This window comes from Streptomyces natalensis ATCC 27448 (genome assembly GCF_000935125.1).
In the GTDB taxonomy this organism is placed as follows: Bacteria; Actinomycetota; Actinomycetes; order Streptomycetales; family Streptomycetaceae; genus Streptomyces; species Streptomyces natalensis.
The window spans coordinates 682520-702255 of sequence record NZ_JRKI01000034.1; the positions used below are offsets into that span (position 1 = coordinate 682520).

At 71.0% G+C, this 19736-nt stretch carries 19 protein-coding genes; 8 read left to right on the forward strand and 11 right to left on the reverse strand.

All coding sequences use genetic code 11. From position 1 onward, the window contains the following. Window positions 1-110: 110 nt before the first annotated feature. Window positions 111-560, reverse strand: coding sequence for a guanyl-specific ribonuclease (locus SNA_RS27700; RefSeq protein ID WP_030073380.1), 450 nt, complete (start codon window positions 558-560; stop codon window positions 111-113). 190 nt (window positions 561-750) lie between these two features. Here SNA_RS27700 and SNA_RS27705 point away from each other — a divergent pair, with 190 nt between their 5' ends. Next, window positions 751-1416 (forward strand): helix-turn-helix domain-containing protein, encoded by a 666-nt coding sequence (locus tag SNA_RS27705; RefSeq protein WP_241779860.1) that lies wholly within the window; start codon window positions 751-753, stop codon window positions 1414-1416. 86 nt (window positions 1417-1502) lie between these two features. Beyond that, entirely contained in the window at window positions 1503-1658 is a 156-nt protein-coding gene (locus SNA_RS43425) for a DUF6126 family protein (RefSeq protein ID WP_198535141.1), read from the forward strand. Window positions 1659-1689: 31 nt separating this feature from the next. On the opposite strand, the gene SNA_RS27715 is transcribed toward SNA_RS43425, so the two are convergent. From SNA_RS27715 to SNA_RS44835, 4 genes are all read right to left on the reverse strand, one after another. After that, window positions 1690-2508, reverse strand: coding sequence for an AIM24 family protein (locus SNA_RS27715; protein ID WP_030073376.1), 819 nt, complete (start codon window positions 2506-2508; stop codon window positions 1690-1692). A gap of 420 nt (window positions 2509-2928) precedes the next feature. Next, entirely contained in the window at window positions 2929-4104 is a 1176-nt protein-coding gene (gene alc, locus SNA_RS27720) for an allantoicase (protein WP_044367149.1), read from the reverse strand. Beyond that, a complete protein-coding gene (allB, locus tag SNA_RS27725) occupies window positions 4101-5444 on the reverse strand; it encodes an allantoinase AllB (protein ID WP_030073372.1) in 1344 nt (447 codons plus the stop codon). Before allB ends, alc begins: the two co-directional genes overlap by 4 nt. A gap of 299 nt (window positions 5445-5743) precedes the next feature. Beyond that, window positions 5744-5929 (reverse strand): cytosine permease, encoded by a 186-nt coding sequence (locus SNA_RS44835; protein ID WP_338059827.1) that lies wholly within the window; start codon window positions 5927-5929, stop codon window positions 5744-5746. Window positions 5930-6169: 240 nt separating this feature from the next. Here SNA_RS44835 and SNA_RS27730 point away from each other — a divergent pair, with 240 nt between their 5' ends. Beyond that, window positions 6170-6973 carry an IclR family transcriptional regulator gene (locus SNA_RS27730; protein ID WP_030073370.1) on the forward strand — a complete coding sequence of 268 codons (804 nt, stop codon included), beginning with the start codon at window positions 6170-6172 and terminating at the stop codon, window positions 6971-6973. A 34-nt stretch (window positions 6974-7007) separates the two neighbouring features. On the opposite strand, the gene SNA_RS27735 is transcribed toward SNA_RS27730, so the two are convergent. Beyond that, complete coding sequence (locus SNA_RS27735; protein ID WP_030073368.1) at window positions 7008-7298, reverse strand: DUF5955 family protein; 291 nt, start codon at window positions 7296-7298, stop codon at window positions 7008-7010. Window positions 7299-7668: 370 nt separating this feature from the next. Beyond that, the gene (locus tag SNA_RS27740; protein ID WP_044367151.1) at window positions 7669-9558 is read right to left on the reverse strand and encodes a serine/threonine-protein kinase; all 1890 of its coding nucleotides are present in this window, start codon (window positions 9556-9558) and stop codon (window positions 7669-7671) included. Between the two features lie 371 nt (window positions 9559-9929). Between SNA_RS27740 and SNA_RS27745 the strand changes: the two genes are divergently transcribed. The 5 genes from SNA_RS27745 (at window position 9930) to SNA_RS27765 (ending at window position 14550) form a co-directional block, all read left to right on the forward strand. After that, the gene (locus SNA_RS27745) at window positions 9930-10154 is read left to right on the forward strand and encodes a hypothetical protein (protein WP_030073366.1); all 225 of its coding nucleotides are present in this window, start codon (window positions 9930-9932) and stop codon (window positions 10152-10154) included. 101 nt (window positions 10155-10255) lie between these two features. Continuing rightward, a complete protein-coding gene (locus tag SNA_RS27750; protein ID WP_030073364.1) occupies window positions 10256-10834 on the forward strand; it encodes a nucleotidyltransferase family protein in 579 nt (192 codons plus the stop codon). Window positions 10835-11149: 315 nt separating this feature from the next. After that, on the forward strand, window positions 11150-12778 hold the full coding sequence (gene aceB / locus SNA_RS27755; RefSeq protein ID WP_030073362.1) for a malate synthase A: 1629 nt from the start codon (window positions 11150-11152) through the stop codon (window positions 12776-12778). Window positions 12779-12939: 161 nt separating this feature from the next. Beyond that, window positions 12940-13542 (forward strand): TetR/AcrR family transcriptional regulator, encoded by a 603-nt coding sequence (locus SNA_RS27760; RefSeq protein WP_051877559.1) that lies wholly within the window; start codon window positions 12940-12942, stop codon window positions 13540-13542. A 129-nt stretch (window positions 13543-13671) separates the two neighbouring features. After that, window positions 13672-14550: a chitosanase gene (locus SNA_RS27765; protein ID WP_044367154.1), complete on the forward strand. Its 879-nt coding sequence runs from the start codon at window positions 13672-13674 to the stop codon at window positions 14548-14550. A 137-nt stretch (window positions 14551-14687) separates the two neighbouring features. Here SNA_RS27765 and SNA_RS27770 read toward each other — a convergent pair whose 3' ends face one another. The 4 genes from SNA_RS27770 to pucL all read right to left on the reverse strand — a co-directional run bounded on the left by SNA_RS27770 (window position 14688) and on the right by pucL (window position 19733). Then, window positions 14688-16223, reverse strand: coding sequence for a nucleobase:cation symporter-2 family protein (locus SNA_RS27770; protein WP_044367156.1), 1536 nt, complete (start codon window positions 16221-16223; stop codon window positions 14688-14690). A gap of 310 nt (window positions 16224-16533) precedes the next feature. Then, window positions 16534-17937: an 8-oxoguanine deaminase gene (locus SNA_RS27775; RefSeq protein ID WP_044367158.1), complete on the reverse strand. Its 1404-nt coding sequence runs from the start codon at window positions 17935-17937 to the stop codon at window positions 16534-16536. A 45-nt stretch (window positions 17938-17982) separates the two neighbouring features. Next, a complete protein-coding gene (locus tag SNA_RS27780; RefSeq protein WP_030073347.1) occupies window positions 17983-18726 on the reverse strand; it encodes a solute carrier family 23 protein in 744 nt (247 codons plus the stop codon). Window positions 18727-18809: 83 nt separating this feature from the next. Continuing rightward, window positions 18810-19733: a factor-independent urate hydroxylase gene (pucL, locus tag SNA_RS27785; RefSeq protein WP_030073345.1), complete on the reverse strand. Its 924-nt coding sequence runs from the start codon at window positions 19731-19733 to the stop codon at window positions 18810-18812. Between the last annotated feature and the right edge of the window lie 3 nt (window positions 19734-19736).

Consider the following 19736-nt stretch of genomic DNA (forward strand, 5'->3'; position numbering starts at 1 on the left):
CGCCGAGAATTGGGCGGAAGGGCCAACCGGGACCCGCACACAGCACGACGGCGGCCGGGGTGCCCGTGCACCCCGGCCGCCGCGCTGACGTCACACGCCCGCCGAATACCTCAGCAGCTGCGGTCGACGAGGTCGAACGTCTTGTAGTGGTCGGCGGTGTAGTAGTCCTCGTCCTTCTTCTCGCCGGCCACGATGCGCCGGGCGCCGCGGTCGGGAGAGCCGGGAGTGACGACGGTGTACTCGTGGTAGTAGTCGGCGCTCTGGGACGGCAGGATGCCTTCGCGGTTGTCGAAGACGGTGCCGTCCTTCGGGTACGGGAAGGGCCCGCCCTTGGCGATCAGGTCCAGGGTGTCGTGGGCCTGGGAGGGCAGCTTGGAGTAGCAGACGTTGCCGACGGAGGTGACGTGCACCGGCGTTGCGTGCGCCGTCGCGGCGTACGCGGTGGCCTGGTGCGGGGTCGCGACCGCGGGCGTGGCGGTGACCGCGGTACCGCCTATGAGCAGGGCGGATGCGAGGGCGCCGACGGCGCCGAGACGGGTGATCCGTGGGGGGATTCTCATACCGTCCAGCATGACGCGCGTAGACATGACCCTGTCAATGCCAACCAGCCTATGTTTCCCGGGAGTTCACACAATCCCCACCGCAGCCCGCGTCCCGCTCCCGCCTCACGCGCCGTACCGGGGGCCCGCGCCGATTTGCCTCAGAGGCAAAACTTTTGCCCCTCGGGCGATAGGTGGCTATACCGGGACCATGACGGACACGGACCCCGGCGACCTCGCCGCCACCCCTCCGGACGCCTCGCCCGGCTCCGGCCCGGACCCCGGACCCGAGGAACTGGCCACCGTCGCGCCCCGGCTGCGTGACCTGCGGCGCCGTAGCGGACTGACCCTGGAGACCGCGGCGCGGCGGGTCGGACTGTCGCCCGCGCATCTGTCGCGGCTGGAGACCGGCCGCCGCCAGCCGTCGCTGCCGATGCTGCTGGCCCTGGCCCGTACGTACGGAACCACGGTATCCGACCTGCTCGGCGAGACCGCGCCCGAACGGGACCCGATCCTGCGGGCCGGACGCACCGAGCCCTCGGAGGCCGGCGGCTGGACGTACTGGACGGTGGGCGGCGCCGGGCGGGCGATGCAGGCGCTGCGGGTGCATGTGCCGCAACGGGCGCAGGGCGAGCTGGTGCGGGTGCATCCCGGCGAGGAGTGGCTGTACGTCCTCACCGGGCGGCTGCGGCTGACGCTGGGTGAGGCGGTGCATGTGCTGGGCCCGGGGGACGCGGCGCATTTCGACTCGCTGACACCGCACCGGATCGCGGCCGCCTCCCGGGGCGGCACGGAGCTGCTGTTCGTCCACACGCTGCTCCAGAGCGGGGCCGCGGAGCTGTGCCTGGGGGACCGGACCCCACGCCGCGGACCGTGACCGGCCCCGACGCCACCGGGCCCCGCCGAGAGCCCCACCGAGGGCCCCACCGAGCCCTACCGAGCCCCAGGAAAGGACCGTACGCCGTGCCCGACCAGAGGCCCCAGGAGCGCCCGGCCCGTGCCTACGTCGAGACCAAACCGCCGCGCGGGGTCTATGTCCGCGTCTTCATCTACGTCGTCGCCACCCACGTCCTGCTGGCGTTCCTGAGCCTGCTGGTGTACGCCGCCAGGACGCGCTGACCGGCGCCCGCCCGGGACCGGGAAACCGGCCTCATCCCGCATGGGTCGAGAACAGGCCACCCGTCGGCCCCTGCTTGTCCCCGCCCTGGGCCTTCTTCAGGGCGTTGGCCAGGCCCTCGATGGTGAGCGACTGCAAGATGACCCGGCCGTTGCCCTCCAGGGTCGCCAGGGACAGCCCTTCGCCGCCGAACACGGCGTTCATCAGGCCCTGGCGGTTGAGCCCGCCGATCCGCTGGACGCCGTACTCGATGCCCTCCTCGAAGGCGACGATGCAGCCGGTGTCGACCTCGATCCGGCCGCCGAAATCGGCGGGGTTGAGGTCGATGAAATTGCCCGCGCCGCAGATGATGACCGTGCCCCGGCCGGTGAACTTCTCCAGGATGAAGCCCTCACCGCCGCTCATGCCCGTACGGCCGCCGGCGAACGCGATACCGAAGTCGACGGTCGACTCGGCGGCGACGAAGGCGTCCTTCTCCGCGAACCATGCGCGGTGCCCGTCCAGTTCGAGGGCGCGCATCTCACCGGGCAGCACCCCGGCGAAACCGACCGTGCCCTCGCCCCCGGTGGCGGTGAAGTACTGGAAGGCGAGCGATTCACCCGCCAGGGCCCGCTGACCGACCTGCATGGCCGTCCCCATCGCCTGTCGCAGGAGGCCGCCCATGCCGCCGCCCGCGCCCCCGCCGTCCCTGCCCTGCCGGTTGTCGCCGGGCCCGGACAGCCGCGTCTCCATCGTCACATTCGCCGTCTTGAACAGGAACTTTCCGGCCTCGCAGTAGACGGTCTGGCCGGGCTGGAGCGAACAGACGGCCATCTGCATGGCGTTGCCGACGATCTCTTGCTGGAGGGTCACAATGGCACTCCCTGGTGCGACGGAGGAACGAACGCCCGCACAACGAGCGGCGCGACCGGCGGGTTCCAGGGGGCGGCCGAGCGGCGCGGCCGGCGGGTTCCAGGGGCCCGCCGAGCGGCGCGGCCGAGGCGCCGCGGGCGGCCCGCGGTTCTCGTCCGAGGATTCGCGCCGCCGCTCCGCGCTGAAACCGCCAACTTCACGTCCTGGGGCGGCTGTTGCGTCACCGTCGAGGCCGCGATGCGCAAGCACTACGCCTTCCCCGAAGCGGCCCGCGGTTTCTTCGCGCTCTTCGCGCAGCCCGCACCGGACCTCCGCGACGCGGCCCGCGCGGCCGTCCAGCACGGCCTCGGGGTGACCGGGCGGCACGGGCCACCCGGTCACCGGTCCTCGTGGCGTCACCGGCCACCCGTCATCGCGGCATCACCGCCCGGCGCCGCCGCCCAACTCCTCATGGCGGGCGGCCAGTCGGCGAGCCCCCTCCTCGGTGAGCGAGCCGTGCAGCCGCAGCCGGGCGATGCCGCCGTCCGGGAAGATGTCGATCCTGACCTGGGTGGCGGCCGCGGCGTCGTCCAGCAGGAAACGGTGGACGGTGTCGGGCTGGAGACGGGTGCGCGGCAGCAGTTCGGTCCACTCCCCGTCGCCGTCCTTCTCGCCGTCCCGGCCGAAGAGGGCCGCCCAGCCCGCCGAGTTGCCCTTGAGACAGCCGGTGTCGATCTCCACGGCGCGGATCACGGACTGCTCGGTGAGGCGGTAGCGGACCCAGTCGTTGCCGCTGCCGCGGCGGCGCCGGGTCTCCCAGCCGTCGTCCATCTTGCGGGAGCGGCCCGGCTGGATGGTGTTGGTGGGCGAGGAGTAGAAGCGGTCCGAGGCGTCCTCGACGCGGCCGCCGTTCTCCAGGGCGGCGAGGTCGAAGGTGCCCAGCGCGGCGAGCCACCCGGGGGCCGGGACGACCTCACCGTGCACCCGCAGGCGGGCGACGCCCCCGTCGGGGTGCTGGTTGAGTCGCAGATGGGTGAAGCGCCGGGGGACGTCCACGGCGAAGCCGTTGGCGGCGTGGCCGCCGATGGCGGTACGCGGGACGAGTGTGGTCCAGGTGACGTCGTCGGCCAGGAGGTCGTCGGGCGAGGGCGAGCCGTCCACCCAGGTGCCCTGGACGCTGACGGACTGCGGGTAGTTGCCGCGGAAGTGGGCGGTGTCGACGACGATGCCGTGGATCACACCGGGCGCGCCGAGCCGGATCAGCGCCCAGTCGTGGTCCTCGTCCGTGGGGAAGGGGTTCGCGCCGTCGGTGCCGCGGCGGCGCCGGGTCTCCCAGCCGTCCATGATCTTGCCCTTGTGGCCGAAAGCCTCCGGGTCGAAGTGGGCGGCCTCGGGCGTCAGGAGGTTCTCGCGCTCGGCGAAGAACTCGTCGTTGGCCGCGATCACCCCGGCGCCCAGCCGCCGGTCCGCGAGGTCGGGCAGCTGCGCGAAGGGGAAGCCGCCGGGTCCCGGAGTGCGGTAGTCGGCGTACGGGTCACCGCCCGTGTAGGGGCTTGCGTCACCGGTGAAGCGGGGTATGTCCGGGCCGGTCGGGTGGGGGAGGTCGGCGCTGGTCATATGCTCTGCGGCCTTTCCAGGAGCTCGCCAACGGGCTCGGCGAGGGTGGCGCCGTCGTTGATCTTCCGGCCGCGCAGCCAGGTGGACCGTACGACGCCGTACAGCGTCCGGCCCGCGTATGCCGTGATCTTGTTGCGGTGTTCGAGGGCCTGCGGGTCCACGGTGAAGGTCTCGTCCGGGGCGAGGACGGCGAAGTCGGCGTCGCGGCCGGGTTCGATGGCGCCCTTGCGGCCGAGGCCGACGAGTGCCGCCGGGGCGGTGGCCATCCAGCGCACCACGTCGTCCAGGGTGTGGCCGCGTTCGCGGGCCGCGGTCCAGATGGCGGGCAGGCCCAGCTGGAGGGAGGAGATACCGCCCCAGGCCGCGCCGAAGTCGGCGGACTTGAGGTCGGCGGTGGAGGGCGAGTGGTCGGAGACGATGCAGTCGATGGTGCCGTCGGCCAGGCCCTGCCAGAGCGCGTCCTGGTTGGCCGCCTCGCGGATCGGCGGGCAGCACTTGAACTCCGTTGCGCCGTCGGGGACTTCCTCGGCGGTCAGGGTCAGGAAGTGCGGACAGGTCTCGACGGTGATCTTGACGCCCTCGCCCTTGGCGGCGGCGATCAGCGGCAGCGCGTCGCTGGAGGACAGATGCAGGACGTGCACCCGCGCATCCAGCAGCTTGGCCAGGGAGATCAGCCCGGCGATGGCGTCGTTCTCGCTGGCCCGGGGCCGGGAGGCGAGGAAGTCGGCGTACTTGGGGCCGTGCGCCTCGGGGGCCGCGTCCAGGTGGCCCGGGTCCTCGGCGTGCACGATCAGCAGACCGTCGAAGCCGGCGATCTCCCCGAGGGCGGCGGCCAGCTGTTCCTGGTCGAGCTGGGGGAACTCGTCCACGCCGGAGGGCGAGAGGAAGCATTTGAAGCCGAACACCCCGGCGTCGTGCAGCGGGCGCAGGTCCTTGACGTTGCCGGGGATCGCGCCGCCCCAGAAGCCGACGTCGATATGCGCCTTGCTGCGGGCGACCTCGCGCTTGGTGTCGAGGTTCGCGGCGGTGGTGGTGGGCGGGAGGCTGTTGAGCGGCATGTCCACGAGGGTGGTGATCCCGCCGGCCGCGGCCGCGCGGGTGGCCGTCCAGAAGCCCTCCCACTCGGTGCGGCCGGGGTCGTTGACGTGGACGTGGGTGTCGACGAGGCCGGGCAGCAGGACGTCGTCACCGAAGTCCTCGACCCGCGCCGCGGCCGGGGGCTCGGCGTCGTGCGGCAGGACCGCCGCGATCTTGCCGTCCGTGACGACGACGGACGCGGCGCGCGTTCCCTCCGGGGTGACGACGCGCGTGGAGCGCAGCACCAGCTCTGTTTCGGACACCCAGTCCCCTCCTCGTAGCGTGTTCTCATCGTTGCGTGCTGCCGCACGGGGCGCACGGCCGGCGGCCGGTACGGCGGCCGGTGCCGGGAATTCACCCCGCGACGACATGCGGAATTCAACAGTCTGTTGAATGAGTCTTCACTTCGGACCCCGGCCCGTCAAGACCCCTCCGCCGCCACCGGGACACCGACCGCCCCGGCGCCCCCGGGCGCCACCGCCCCCTCCGCCGCACCATCGCTGACCTGCGACGGGATGATCTCCCGCGGAAGCGGAAACCGCCGCGGCCGGCACGAAGGCGATCACGGCCTTGGGGCCGTAGCCGCGGAATGACGGTGACAGGCGTCCGGTCCCGGCGCGAGCTGGGGCGTCAACAGCACGACCGCCGTCGAGGCGAGCCAGGTCCGAATGCCGTACCAGGCGACGGCCATCACCGCGCGGAGCGACGCGGGGGCATTGCAATTTGGAGGATTCCACAGAATGGACAGTAGGTTTCGCGCAGCAGAACGTAGCTATGGCCACTGGCACCGTCAAGGGATCACGTATAGGCACCGCCCCCTTCTCACGCCTTGGGACGACCGGGCACCTGACCGGCGGGAACGACTGTGCGAGAGGCCGTGTAGGAACGGGAGGGGACCGGTAGGCTGCTTCGGTCGGGCCCGGCGCCCGAAAGCCCATGGGCACGAAGATGCCGAGACCGATCCGATCCGCCCCGAAAGGAACGCGCCGTGCCGCCGTCCAGCGCCAGCACCTCCGCCGCCGAAGCCAAACCCCAAGGCGCCAGCGGCGGCGTCCAGTCCCTTGAGCGCGCCTTCGATCTGCTCGAGCGGATGGCCGACGCCGGGGGCGAGGTCGGCCTCAGCGAGCTCTCCGCCAGCAGCGGACTGCCGCTGCCCACCATCCACCGCCTGATGCGCACCCTGGTGGCCTGCGGCTACGTCCGTCAGCAGCCCAACCGCCGGTACGCCCTCGGCCCGCGTCTGATCCGGCTGGGCGAGAGCGCCTCGCGACTGCTGGGCACCTGGGCGCGGCCGTATCTGGCCCGCCTGGTGGAGGAGACCGGCGAGACCGCCAACATGGCGCTGCTCGACGGCGACGAGATCGTGTACGTCGCACAGGTCCCCTCCCGGCACGCGGTCCGCATGTTCACCGAGGTCGGCCGGCGCGTCCTGCCGCACTCCACCGGCGTCGGCAAGGCCCTGCTGGCCAACCATCCGCCGGAGGAGGTGCGCGCACTGCTCGGCCGTACGGGCATGCCCGCCGCGACCGAGAAGACGATCACCGACCCGGACGGCTTCCTCGACGCGCTCGCCGACGTCCGGCGGCTGGGCTATGCGGTGGACGACAACGAGCAGGAGATCGGCGTCCGCTGCCTCGCGGTGCCGGTGCCCAACTCGCCCACGTCCGCGGCGATCTCCATCTCGGGCCCGACCGGCCGGGTGACGGAGGCGGCGACGGACAAGATCGTGCCGGTACTCCAGGAGGTCGCGGCGCAGCTGTCGGTGGCGCTGGCGAGCCAGTCGCCGGCGTAGGGCGCGGGACGGGGGCGGGGCCGGCCGGGGTGGTTCACCGGCCTCGGGGCAGTTCGCTGAAGCTGTCGATTCCCTCGCGTACCTCGGTCAGCGCGGGCGACAGCGCGCTGACCGAACCGACCGCCCCCGCGATCAGCAGCAGCGAACGGCGCAACCGGGGCACTTCGGGCACACCGTCCTGCACCATCGCGTCGAGCGCGGCCAGTTCCTCGTCGGCGAAGACCCGGTCCGGTAACTCCCCCGGAAGGACGGCCAGTTGACGCCGCAGCCGGGCCACCGCGCCGCGCAGCGCCCGGATCCGTACATCGGCCTCTCCCCCGCTCACCTGCCCGGCCACTCCCCCGCGCCCCGACCCCTGCGGCTCCGCTTGCGCCCGCGTCTGCACGTCTTCCACAACGACGGCTGCCTCCAAGGCCGTTGACCGTTTCACAGTGCGCGACAGTTAACGCCACTCTGTGGTGATCGCGCCATACGGAGAGCGAAAAAACCGATCACGGGGCGGGCGCCCGGCGGCCTTCGCCGCCCGCGGCGGTGCCGTCCGGCAGTGCCGTCGACGAGCGAACGCGGACCGGGGCCCCGGCGGCCCCTGCGACGGCCCCAGAGGACCCCTCAGCCGCCCGTTCGACCGTCGCGCAGACAATCCCACACAGCCCAGTCCTCGAAGGCGCTCAGACGCGCCCGGAGCCCCGCCCGGCCTACTGCCCGTCCTCGGGCTCCACCGCATTGCGCCACACCCGCACCGCGACCGTCATGTAGCTGCTCACGTCCGACTCGGGCGCCATGCTCTTGAAGGTGATCAGCGCGACCGTGCCGTAGTTGGTGGTCAGGCACATCTGCGCGTCCTTGGTCAGCTTCTTCACGCTGATGCTCTTGGTGAAGCGGGTCTCCGTACGGCAGGTGTCGAGCGTGCCCTTCTCGCCGGGGTTGAGCAGCACCAGCTTGCCGCTCTGGGTGTCGACCGTGCTGTCCGAGTACTCGTTGTGTGTGAAGGAGAAGTCGTTGCCCGTATCGCTGTCCTCGCTCTTGGGCGCGACCGGATTGTCGGCCATGGACAGGTGGTAGGTGTCGGGCAGATCGATCTTCGCGTAGTCGGTGGGCTTCGGGTCCTTCACCACGGAACCGGAAGCGCCGCCCGTGGCGCTGGGGCTCGGCGACGTACCGTCCGACGGGGTCGCCGTCGCGCCGCCGCCGCTGCCGACCTGCTTCTTCTTGCCGCCCTTGCTCTCGGCCTGCTGGTGCGACGCTTTCCCGCGGCCCTTCATGACGTAGTAGACGGCGGCGCCGCCCGCACCCGCGAAGACCAGCATGCACACCAGCACCAGGGCGGTGACCAGGCCCTTGCGCTTCTTCTTCGGGGCCTGCGGGGGCTGTGCGGCCTGCGGGGAGGGCGAGGACTGCGGAGGCTGCGCGGCCGGCCCGGGGGCGGTGGGTGCGGTGGCGGCCGGGCCGGTGCCGTTCGGACCGGCGGGCACCTGGGTGAGGGGCGCGGTGACGTTGGCGGTCGGCGCCTGGGCCGCGGGCCCGTAACCGGGCGGCGGGGTCTGCGGCTGCTGCGGAACGGGCGCCGCCGAGGGGGCGGGCGGGTGCGCCGGAGGCCGCGGGGTGGTCAGCGGGGCCGTGGCGGGCTGCGTGGCCGGCGGCTCCACCGGGGGCGGCGGGGCCTGCGCGGGCGCGGGGGCCGCGGTACGGGTGGTGATGTCGGCAGCCACCGCGGTGGGCAGCCAGTCCTCGGGGCGGCGCAGCTGCGTCTGCCCGGAGGCCGCGCCGCACAGGGCGATCACCTCGGCGACGGACGGGCGCTCCGCGGCCTCCTTGGCCAGGCAGCGGGTGACCAACTCGCCCAGTTCCTCGGGGAGTCCGGTCAGGTCCGGCTGCTCGTGGACGATGCGGTAGAGCACCCCGTGGGAGGTGCCCTCGCCGAACGCCGGTGACCCGATGGCCGCGTACGCCGCCACCTGGCCGAGCGCGAAGATGTCGGTGGCGGGGGTGACGGTGCTGCCGGCGGCCTGTTCGGGCGCCATGAACGTGGGGGTGCCGATGGTGACACCGCTGCTGGTCAGGGACGTGGCGTCGGCGGCGCGGGCGATACCGAAGTCGATGACGCGGGGGCCGTCGGCGGCGAGCAGGACGTTGGACGGCTTCAGATCCCGGTGGACGATGCCCGCGCCATGGATGACCTGGAGGGCCTCGGCTATCCCGGCGACCAGCAACAGCACGGTGGACACGGGCAGTTTGCCGTGCTCGGCGACGGCCGCGGAGAGCGAGGGGCCGGGCACGTAGGCGGTCGCGAGCCAGGGGCTGGCGCCGTCGGCGTCACTGTCGATGACCGGGGCGGTGAACAGCCCCTGGACGCGCTGCGCCGACTGCACCTCCTGCTTGAAGCGGCGGCGGAATTCGGCGTCCTCGCTGAACTCGGGGCGGATCACCTTGATGGCGACGGGGCGCCCGCCGGGCGTGTAGGAGAGGTAGACCTTGCCCATACCGCCGGAACCGAGCCGTGCCGTCAGGCGGTAGCCCGCGATGGACCGCGGGTCATCCCCCTCCAGCGGCTGGAAGATCCCGGACGAGCCCACACTGTTCACCACTTGGTCCCCCGACTCACAAAAACTGGGCGTGCCGCTTCAGTTCGGCGCCACGATGTCCGCAACGGGGCAGAACCTTATCCGGCCTTCCCCCCTGCCGTGACATCTGCGCGGTCCCGGCCGACGCCATGTCCGAAGCGCCGTATTCGCACCCGGATCCGGGGCCGCCCGGCGCCCCTCCAGGGCCGTCCAGGACCCGCCCACCGTCCGCACGGCCGCGCTCTGCCCAGATCCACCCCCCTCACACATCGGACATGCGTTCGCTCCGCCACCCGTTGGCATGGGCGTAGGGAAAGCGATGCGTATGGCGCGGCACCATGGAGCACTCTCACGTTCAGGGAAATTTCCGGCATATCACTGGATCGGAGACTGTCTTGGAGTCCAACACCGGCCCCGCATCCGGCCCGAACCCGCGCCCCGACAGCGTCGTGCAGCTGATCTGCCGGGCATACGGGCTCACCGACGCGTCCGAAATCACCGTGGAGCACATACACCGCTACGTCACCGAGCACCGCCTCTCGGACCACCGGACGCAGCAGCTCCGGGACCGGCTGCGGCCCAAGATCCCTCGCCAGCGGGCGTCCGGCGATGCGGCGTGAGGCCGCCGTGCGAGGCCGCCATGCGATAAGCACTCCCCATGGCATCGACCTCACCCACCTCACCGGCCGCCTCGCCCCCGCCGGCCCCCCGCCCTCCCCGGGTGGCCGGGCTGCTGCTCGCCGCGGGCGGCGGGCGGCGACTGGGCGGACACCCCAAGGCGCTGCTCGCACACCGGGGGCGACCGCTGGTCGAGCATGCGGCGCGGGTGCTGCGGGACGGCGGCTGCGACCCGGTGCACATCGTGCTGGGCGCGGCCGCCGACGCCGTACGCGAGCGCGCCGACCTCACCGCGTACACCACCTCGGTCAACCCCGACTGGGCCCAGGGCATGGGCACTTCGCTCCGCGTGGGCCTGGCGGCGCTGGCCGGTTCGGGGGCCGATGCGGTGCTGGTGTCCCTGGTGGACCAGCCGGGCATCGGCGCCGCGGCGGTGGCGCGGGTGGTGGCCGCATACCAGGGCCGCGCCTCGCTCGTCTCCGCCGCGTACGAGGGGCGGCGCGGCCATCCCTCGCTGTTCGGCGCCGACCGCTGGGCGGACATCGCGGCGAGTGCGGAGGGCGACCAGGGGGCGCGCGCCTATCTCCGGCGGCACGCCGGTGTGATCAAGCTCATCGAATGCTCCGATGTGGCCGAGCCGTACGACATCGACACACCGGAGGACCTGCGGCGGCTCGAATGACCGGACAGGGGCGCGACCTGCGACGCAGCCGGGTGCAGCGGGGCGCGCGGCGGGCCGGAGCGGGCACCCGCCGGAGTCATGGAGCGTGATGGCGATGGCACTGAGAGCCATTTGATCTCCAGTTCTGTCGACCCGGAGAATCTCGATATCAACAAACCATTGAAGTTCCGCGATAAGAAAACTACTCTCCACTGGTCAGAAGCGCCCTGAATCCAGACGGCGCCCGCGACCGTACCCCGGAGCCCGCGGCACCCCGTGCCGCACGGGCGCCCCCGGCGGCCGCCAGGCACCGCCGCTGAATTGGAGTGACAGCTCATGTCCGCACCAGCGCCGTCCCCGCTGGCCATCGTCGAAGTCGACCCCGAGCACACCCCTGCACGGCAGGGCGAGGTCCTCACCGACGCCGCACTCGCCTTCGTCGCCGAACTCCACCGGCGGTTCACCCCGCGCCGCGACGAACTCCTCGCCCGCCGCGCCGAACGCCGCGCCGAGATCGCCCGTACCAGCAGCCTGGACTTCCTCCCGGAGACCGCGCACATCCGGGCCGACGACAGCTGGAAGGTGGCCGGGGCGCCCGCCGCGCTCAACGACCGCCGGGTGGAGATCACCGGTCCCACCGACCGCAAGATGACCATCAACGCCCTCAACTCCGGCGCCAAGGTCTGGCTCGCCGACTTCGAGGACGCCTCCGCTCCCACCTGGGAGAACGTCATCGGCGGCCAGATCAACCTGATCGACGCCTACGAGCGCCGCATCGACTTCACGGACCCGGGCTCCGGCAAGTCCTACGCCCTCAAGCCGGCCGATGAGCTGGCGACCGTCGTGATGCGCCCGCGCGGCTGGCATCTGGAGGAGCGCCACCTCCAGTTCGAGGGCCGGGCGGTCCCGGGCGCCCTGGTGGACTTCGGCCTGTACTTCTTCCACAACGCCAAGCGGCTGCTCTCCCTCGGCAAGGGCCCGTACTTCTACCTCCCGAAGACCGAGTCGCACCTGGAGGCCCGCCTCTGGAACGACATCTTCGTCTTCGCCCAGGACTACGTCGGCATCCCCCAGGGCACCGTCCGCGCCACCGTCCTGATCGAGACGATCACCGCGGCGTACGAGATGGAGGAGATCCTCTACGAGCTGCGCGAGCACGCCTCGGGCCTGAACGCCGGCCGCTGGGACTACCTCTTCTCCATCGTCAAGAACTTCCGTGACGGCGGCGCCAAGTTCGTCCTCCCCGACCGCAACGCGGTCACGATGACGGCCCCCTTCATGCGCGCCTACACCGAACTCCTGGTCCGTACGTGCCACAAGCGCGGCGCGCACGCCATCGGCGGCATGGCGGCCTTCATCCCCAACCGGCGCGACCTCGAGGCCAACGAGAAGGCGCTGGCCAAGGTCAAGAACGACAAGGACCGCGAGGCCGGCGACGGCTTCGACGGCTCCTGGGTCGCCCACCCCGACCTGGTCCCGGTCGCCCGCGCCTCCTTCGACGCCGTCCTCGGCGACAAGCCCCACCAGAAGGACCGCCTGCGCGAGGACGTCTCCGTCGCGCCCGCCGACCTGATCGCCATCGACTCCCTCGACGCCCGGCCCACCTACCAGGGCCTGGTCGACGCCGTCCAGGTCGGCACCCGTTACATCGAGGCATGGCTGCGCGGCCTCGGCGCCGTCGCCATCTTCGGTCTGATGGAGGACGCCGCCACCGCCGAGATCTCCCGCTCGCAGATCTGGCAGTGGGTCGACGCCGGGGTCGTCTTCGAGAACGGCGAGACGGCGACGGCCGACCTGGTCCGCACGGTCGCCACCGAACAGCTGGCCGCCATCCGCACCGAAATCGGCGAGGAAGCCTTCACCACCGGCAAGTGGCAGCAGGCCCACGACCTGCTCCTGAGGGTCTCCCTGGACGCCGACTTCGCCGACTTCCTCACCCTGCCGGCCTACGACCTCCTGGGCTGACCCCGACCACACCCGAAGGGCCCCCACCGGCCGCGATGATGCGGCGGGCGGGGGCCCTTCGGCCTGCCGGGGCAGGGACGGGATCTGGAGGGGAGCCCCCGGCAGCGCGGTACTGTGTGCCGTTGCCGGGCACTATGGGCGTAGTAAAAGGAGCGGATGGCGTGGCGCGACGGCGGGAGCAGGTGCTGGGGGCGGCGGTCGAGGTGCTGGGGGCCGAGGGGCTGCGGCGGCTGACGTATCAGGCCGTGGACAGTGCTGCGGGGGTTCCCACCGGTACCACGTCCAACTACTTCCGCAATCGCGCGGCACTCATCGACGGCATCGTCGATCACCTCCAGGCGCTGGAGCGGCGGGAGTGGGAGTCCTTCGCGGCCGGTATCGATCCGGCCGATCCCGGTGAACTGGCCGAGGCGATGGCCGCGTTCGTCCGGTATGCCACGGGGCCCGGCCGGTCGCTGACGGCCGCCCGGTATGCGCTGTTCCTGGAGTCCACGGCCCGGCCCGAGCTGCGCGGGCCCCTGGCGCGGGGGCGGCAGGCGGTGCTCGCCTGGAGTGCGGAACGGGTGGGCCGCTTCGGCTCCGAGGCTCCAAAGCGGCACGGGCGGATGCTGCTCGATCACCTCGATGGGGTGGTGCTGCATCAACTCGTCTTTCCTGATGAGGAGTTCGATGCGGCGTCGGATCTCCGGGATTTGCTGGAGGGGCTGTTGGGCGGACGGGATCGAGCAGCGGGACTGGACGGGCTGTCGCCGCCCGGCCGTTGAGCGCAGGACGAGTGACCACGACGGGCGCGTGTGACGGGTTCACGTCATGCGCCGAGTCTGGTAGGAAAGCTTCCTAACGATTGGGGACCCCCACGGACCCCCATGCCTCGCTCCGGACTGGAGGACTCCATGCGCACCCGATCGACAGGCGGCCGCTCCCGCGGCAGCGGACTGCCCAAGACTGCCGTCCGTACCGCCCTCGGCCTCGCCCTGCTCGCCGTCCCGGCCACCGCCGTCGCCACCGCCGCGCACCACGCCCCCGCCGCGGCCCACCGGGCGGCCCCCGCCGTACGGGCCGCGACCGGCCTCGACGACCCGGCGAAGAAGGAGATCGCCATGCAGCTGGTCTCCAGCGCCGAGAACTCCTCGCTGGACTGGAAGGCCCAGTACCAGTACATCGAGGACATCGGCGACGGGCGGGGCTACACCGGCGGGATCATCGGTTTCTGCTCCGGTACGCACGACATGCTCGAAGTCGTCGAGCTCTATACGAAGAAGAGGCCGGACAACGTCCTGGCGAAGTATCTGCCCGCGCTGCGCAAGGTGGACGGCAGCGATTCGCACGAGGGGCTTGACCCCAACTACCCCAAGGACTGGAAGAAGGCGGCCCAGGACCGCGAGTTCCAGAAGGCGCAGAACGATGAGCGCGACCGGGTCTACTTCAACCCCGCCGTCAAGCAGGGCAAGGCCGACGGGATCGGCGTGCTGGGGCAGTTCGCGTACTACGACGCGATCGTGATGCACGGCGACGGCGACGACAGGACCAGCTTCCCCAGCATCCGCAAGCGCGCGCTGGCCCAGGCGAAGCCGCCGGCCCAGGGCGGCGACGAGAAGACGTATCTGAACGCCTTCCTCGACGCACGGGTGTGGGCGATGAAGCAGGAGGAGGCGCACAGCGACACCAGCCGGGTGGACACCGAGCAGCGGGCGTTCCTCCGGCGGGGCAATCTGGATCTGCACACGCCGTTGGACTGGAAGGTGTACGGGGACAGCTACCACATAGGGTGATTCGACCCGACGCGGCGCTCCATGCACCAACGGCCCGTAGGAGAACGGCAGTTGCCGGTCCGCTACGGGCCGTTGTCGGCGTCACGGGTGTGTCGGGGGCGGCGGTCGGGTGGCCGGGGTAATCGGCTGTCCATGGGTCAGGGCGTGGGCGCCGAGGCCGGTTCGCCGGAACCGGGGTCCTTGGCGCGGCGGTCGGCCTGTTGGGGGATGGCCACCTCGGTGGGTGTGGCGGCGTCGGGTCCGTCGACGACGTCAGGCCCGTCGGCCGCGTCGGCACCGGCCTCGGCCTGTGTCTCCGCCGTGACCGCGCCCGTATCGGCCTCCTCCGCCCCGTCCCCGCCCTTCCCGAAGTGGTTGAACGCGAGGTTGAGGACGATCGCCACCAGGCAGCCGGTGCTGATGCCGGAGTCCAGGATGACCAGCATGTCCTTGGGCAGGTTGTGGTAGAAGTCCGGTGCCGCGATCGGGATCAGGCCGATGCCGACGGAGGCCGCGACGATCAGGGAGTTCTCGCCCTTCTCCATGGCGGCACCGGCCAGCGTCTGGATGCCGCTGGCGGCCACCGATCCGAACAGGACGATGCCGGCGCCGCCCAGGACGGGCAGCGGGACGAGGGAGATGGCCGAGGCGGCGACCGGGGACAGGCCGAGCACGATCAGGATGACGCCGCCGGTGGCGACGACGAAGCGGCTGCGGACCTTGGTCATCGCCACCAGGCCGATGTTCTGGGCGAAGGCGCTGTTGGCGAAGCCGTTGAAGAGCGGGCTGAGGGCGCTGCCGAGGGTGTCGGCGCGCAGGCCGCCCTCGATGGTGCGCTCGTCCGCCAGGCGGCCGACGATCTTGCCGAGGGCGAGCATGTCCGCCGTCGACTCGGTCATACACACCAGCATCACGATGCACATCGAGACGATCGCCGCGAGGTCGAACTGCGGGGCGCCGAAGTGGAAAGGCGTCGGGAAGCCGATGAAGTCCGCCTTGGCCAGGGCGCCGAAGTCGGTGATGCCCACGGGGACCGCGATCAGGGTGCCGGCGATCAGGCCGAGCAGAATCGCGATCTGCTGGAGGAATCCGCGCAGCACCTTGCGCAGCACCAGCACGATCACGAACGTCAGCGCGGCCATGCCGATGTTGGTCAGGGAACCGTAGTCGGGGGCCCGGTCGTTGCCTCCCTGGGACCAGTTGAAGGCCACGGGCAGGAGGGAGACACCGATCAGGGTGATGACGGTGCCGGTGACGACCGGGGGGAAGAAGCGGACGAGCTTGGAGAAGTAGGGGGCGAGGGCGAAGCCGAGCACACCGGCGACCATCACCGCACCGAAGATGATCGGCAGCGCATCGTGCGGGCTCTGGGCCTTGCCGATGGCGACCATCGGGGTCACACCGGCGAAGGAAACGCCGTTGACGAAGGGGAGTTTGGCGCCGACCTTCCAGAACCCGAGGGTCTGGAGCAGGGTGGCTATCCCGGCGGTGAAGAGGCTGGCGCCCATCAGGAACGCGGTCTCGGTGGGACTCAGCCCGCAGGCCGGTCCCACGATCATCGGCGGGGCCACCACACCCGCATACATCGCGGCCACATGCTGTAGGCCGCTGGTGAACATCTTGAAGGGCGGGAGGGTCTGATCGACCGGATGCTTCCGGTCCTCCTCCGACTTCTGCCCGGTGATTGCGGCCACTGCGGGCCTCCTTCGATTTTCTGCGTCGCCGGCGTCCGGCGAGGCGAGGCTGTCACGGAGGTCTTGCCATGTGGTGCGGTGGTGCGAGAAGTCGCGCTGGTGAGCGTGGTGTCGGTGCGGCGCTTGTGGCGCAGGGCGGTGACGGACGGTCAACCGCCCGGGTGGGTACCCGGACCCAGGGGTACGAAGGATCGCCATGGTGGCGATCCCCGTACCCCCGGGGTCGGGCGCTTGTGGATCCCGCTCGGATCCACAAGCTCAGCCGGGAGCCGTCCCTCCCGGCCGAGTCTGGGGTGGTGCCCCGAGGGGATCAGCCCTCGGCGGCGATACGGGCCAGACGCTGGGCCTCGGCGCGGGCGGTGCGCGCGATGGCGTCCTCGTCGACGTTGGTCAGGTGGTTGTCCTCGACGACCGGCTTGCCGTTGACCAGGGAGAGGGTCACGGGAGCCGCCGCGCCGAAGACGAGCGCGGTGACCGGGTCGGCGATGGAGGAGTGGCCCAGGCCGTCGAGCTTCCACAGGACCAGGTCGGCGAGCTTACCGGCCTCCAGGGAGCCGATCTCGGCCGTACGGCCCAGGACCTGGGCGCCGCCGTAGGTGCCCAGCCGCAGCGCCTTGCGGGCGTTGAGCGCGGCCTCCCGGTGGGCACCGAGGCGGTTGATCAGGAGCGCGTTGCGCAGCTCGGTGTGGAGTTCGCCGGACTCGTTGGAGGCGGTGCCGTCGACGCCGAGACCGACCGGGACGCCGGCGGCGAGCATGTCGGGGACGCGGGCGATACCGGCCGCCAGGCGGGCGTTGGAGGAGGGGCAGTGCGCCACACCGGTCCGGGTACGGGCGAAGGCGGCGATGTCGGAGTCGTTCATGTGGACGCAGTGCGCCATCCACACGTCCTCACCGAGCCAGCCGGTCGACTCGAAGTAGTCGGTCGGTCCCATGCCGAACAGCTCGTGGCAGAACTTCTCCTCCTCCACGGTCTCCGAGCCGTGGGTGTGCATCCGTACACCCTTACGGCGGGCGAGCACGGCGCCCTCCTTGAGGAGTTCGGTGGAGATGGAGAAGGGCGAACAGGGCGCGGCGGCGATGTGCACCATCGAGCCGAAGGAGGCGTCGTGGTAGGTGTCGATGGCCTCCTCGGTGCCCAGCAGGGCGCCCTCGGTGGTCTCGACGGCGAAGTCCGGGGGCAGGCCGCCGTCCTTCTCGCTGCGGTCCATGGAGCCGCGGGCCAGGGTGATCCGGGCGCCGATCTCGGCGGCCGCGGCCAGCTCGGCGCCGACGAGGTCGCCGGAGCCCCGCGGGAAGACGTAGTGGTGGTCGGAGGCGGTGGTGACGCCGCCCTTGACCATCATGCCGAGCGAGCCCTGGGTGGCGGCGGCGAGCATCTCGGCGTCGATCCGGGCCCAGGTCGGGTAGAGCGCGACCAGCCAGTTGAACAGGTTGTGGTCGGTCGCCAGGCCCCGGGTGATCCACTGGTAGAAGTGGTGATGGGTGTTGATCAGGCCGGGGGTGACCAGATGTCCGGTGGCATCGACACGGCGGACGACGTTCTCCAGACTCTCGGGGGCCTTGCCCGCGCCGAGCGACTCGATGACGTTGTCGGCGACGACGAGGTACCCGGTGGCGTACTCGGTGTCGTTGGCGTCGACGGTGGCGATGGCGCAGTTCTCGATGACGATGCGCTGCTTCACCGCGCTGTCAGGGGATGCCGATGCAGCCATTTTGCTTCCTTCTTTCGGTGACTGGCGGTTGGGCACGGCATGGCCCTAGGGGATTTGAGTGCCGGAGCCGGACGAGGCGGCTGACAGTACCGCTGCCCGTGGGGTGCTCCGGGTGCCGAGATGGTGGAAGAACAGGTTGAGCGCGACCGCGACCAGTGCTCCGGCGCTGATGCCGGAACCGAGCACGGTCTGCGCCCAGGCGGGGAAGTCGGCGTAGAAGGTCGGCGCGGCGAGCGGGATGATGCCTGCGCCGAGCGACACCGCCACCAGGTCGCCGCCCTGGGCCCAGCCGACCGGTACGGGCATCAGGGTGACCCCGATGAGGGTGATCACCACGCCGGTGACCAGCGGCGGGAAGAAGCGCAGCAGTTTCCCGAAGAACGGGCCGACCGCGAGGCAGACGACCCCGGCGACCATCACCGCCCCGTAGATCGCGGGGAGTTGGTGGCCTTTGGCGGTGGTCTCCGCGATGGCCAGCATCGGGGTGATGCCGGCGGAGCTGGCCGCGTTGACGAAGGGCAGGCGGTTTCCGGCGAACCGGCGGATGCCGAGTGTCTGGAGGAGCGTGGCGAGCCCGGCGATCAGGAGGCTCGCGGCGATCAGCCGGGTGCGGCCTGCGGTGTCCAGGCCGACGGCCTGGCCGATGATGAGCGGAGGGGTGACGACACCGGCGTACATGGCAGCGATGTGCTGGAGTGCGGCAGGGACGAGCCGCTTGGCCGCCGGCTTTTCGTCCACCGGGTGCACCGGTGGACGGGGGTGGTGCGGGGCTTGCTCTTGCTGTGTCATGGGTCGTTCCCCTCGGGTTTCGCGGGCCCCTCCCCGCTGCGGGGTGGGGAGGGGCCGCGAGACACGGCGTTGCGTCGATGCCCTCAGAGGTTCGTCAGATCCACCGGGATCAGGGCTTCGACACCGTCGCGCAGAACGGTTGCTTCGATCAGGCCGTACGGGCGGTCCGCCGCGTAGTAGACCTCGTTGTCGTTCTTGAGCCCGAACGGCTCCAGGTCCACCAGGAAGTGGTGCTTGTTCGGGAGGGAGAACCGCACCTCGTCGATCTCGGAGCGGTTGTTGATGATGCGCGACCCCATTTGGTACAGGGTCTGCTGGAGCGAAAGGCTGTAGGTCTCGGCGAAGGCATGCAGCATGTGCTTCTTGACCTGCTCGTACGAACGCTCCCAGTTGGGCATCCGCTGCTCGTCGTCGGTCCAGTTGAACCGCCAGCGGCCGGATACCTCGGTGGCGAGGATGCGGTCGTACGCCTCCTTCAGCGTCGTGTACTTGTCCTTGATGTAGCCCCAGAACTCCGAGTTGGTGGAGTTCATCACCACCAGGTCCTTGAGACCGGAGATGACCTGCCACGCCTCACCGTCGTAGGTGATCTCGGTCAGGCGGGTCTCCTGGCCCTTGCGGACGAAGGAGTGCTTGACGTCGTCCGACCCGATGAAGCGGGAGTTGGCGTCGGAGGTCTCGATCCGCTCCCAGGCGTATTCCTCGATGCGGATACGGGCCCGCTTGATCGGCTCCTGGCTGGTGACGAAGTGCCGGGCCAGGTGGATGCCGAACTGCTCGGCCGACTCGATCCCGTATTCCTTCGCAAAGGCGAACACGGTGTTCTTGGTCGTGTCGGTGGGCAGGCAGTGGGCGTTGGAGCCGGAGAGGTGGACCTCCTCCAGGTCGCCGGAGAGCGCGACCGAGACGTTCAGGTCCTTGATGTGGTGCGTGTCCCCGTCGCGGGTGATCTTGACGACGCGGTTTTCCGCTTTGCCGTACTGGTTCTGGCCGAGAATCGTGGGCATGTC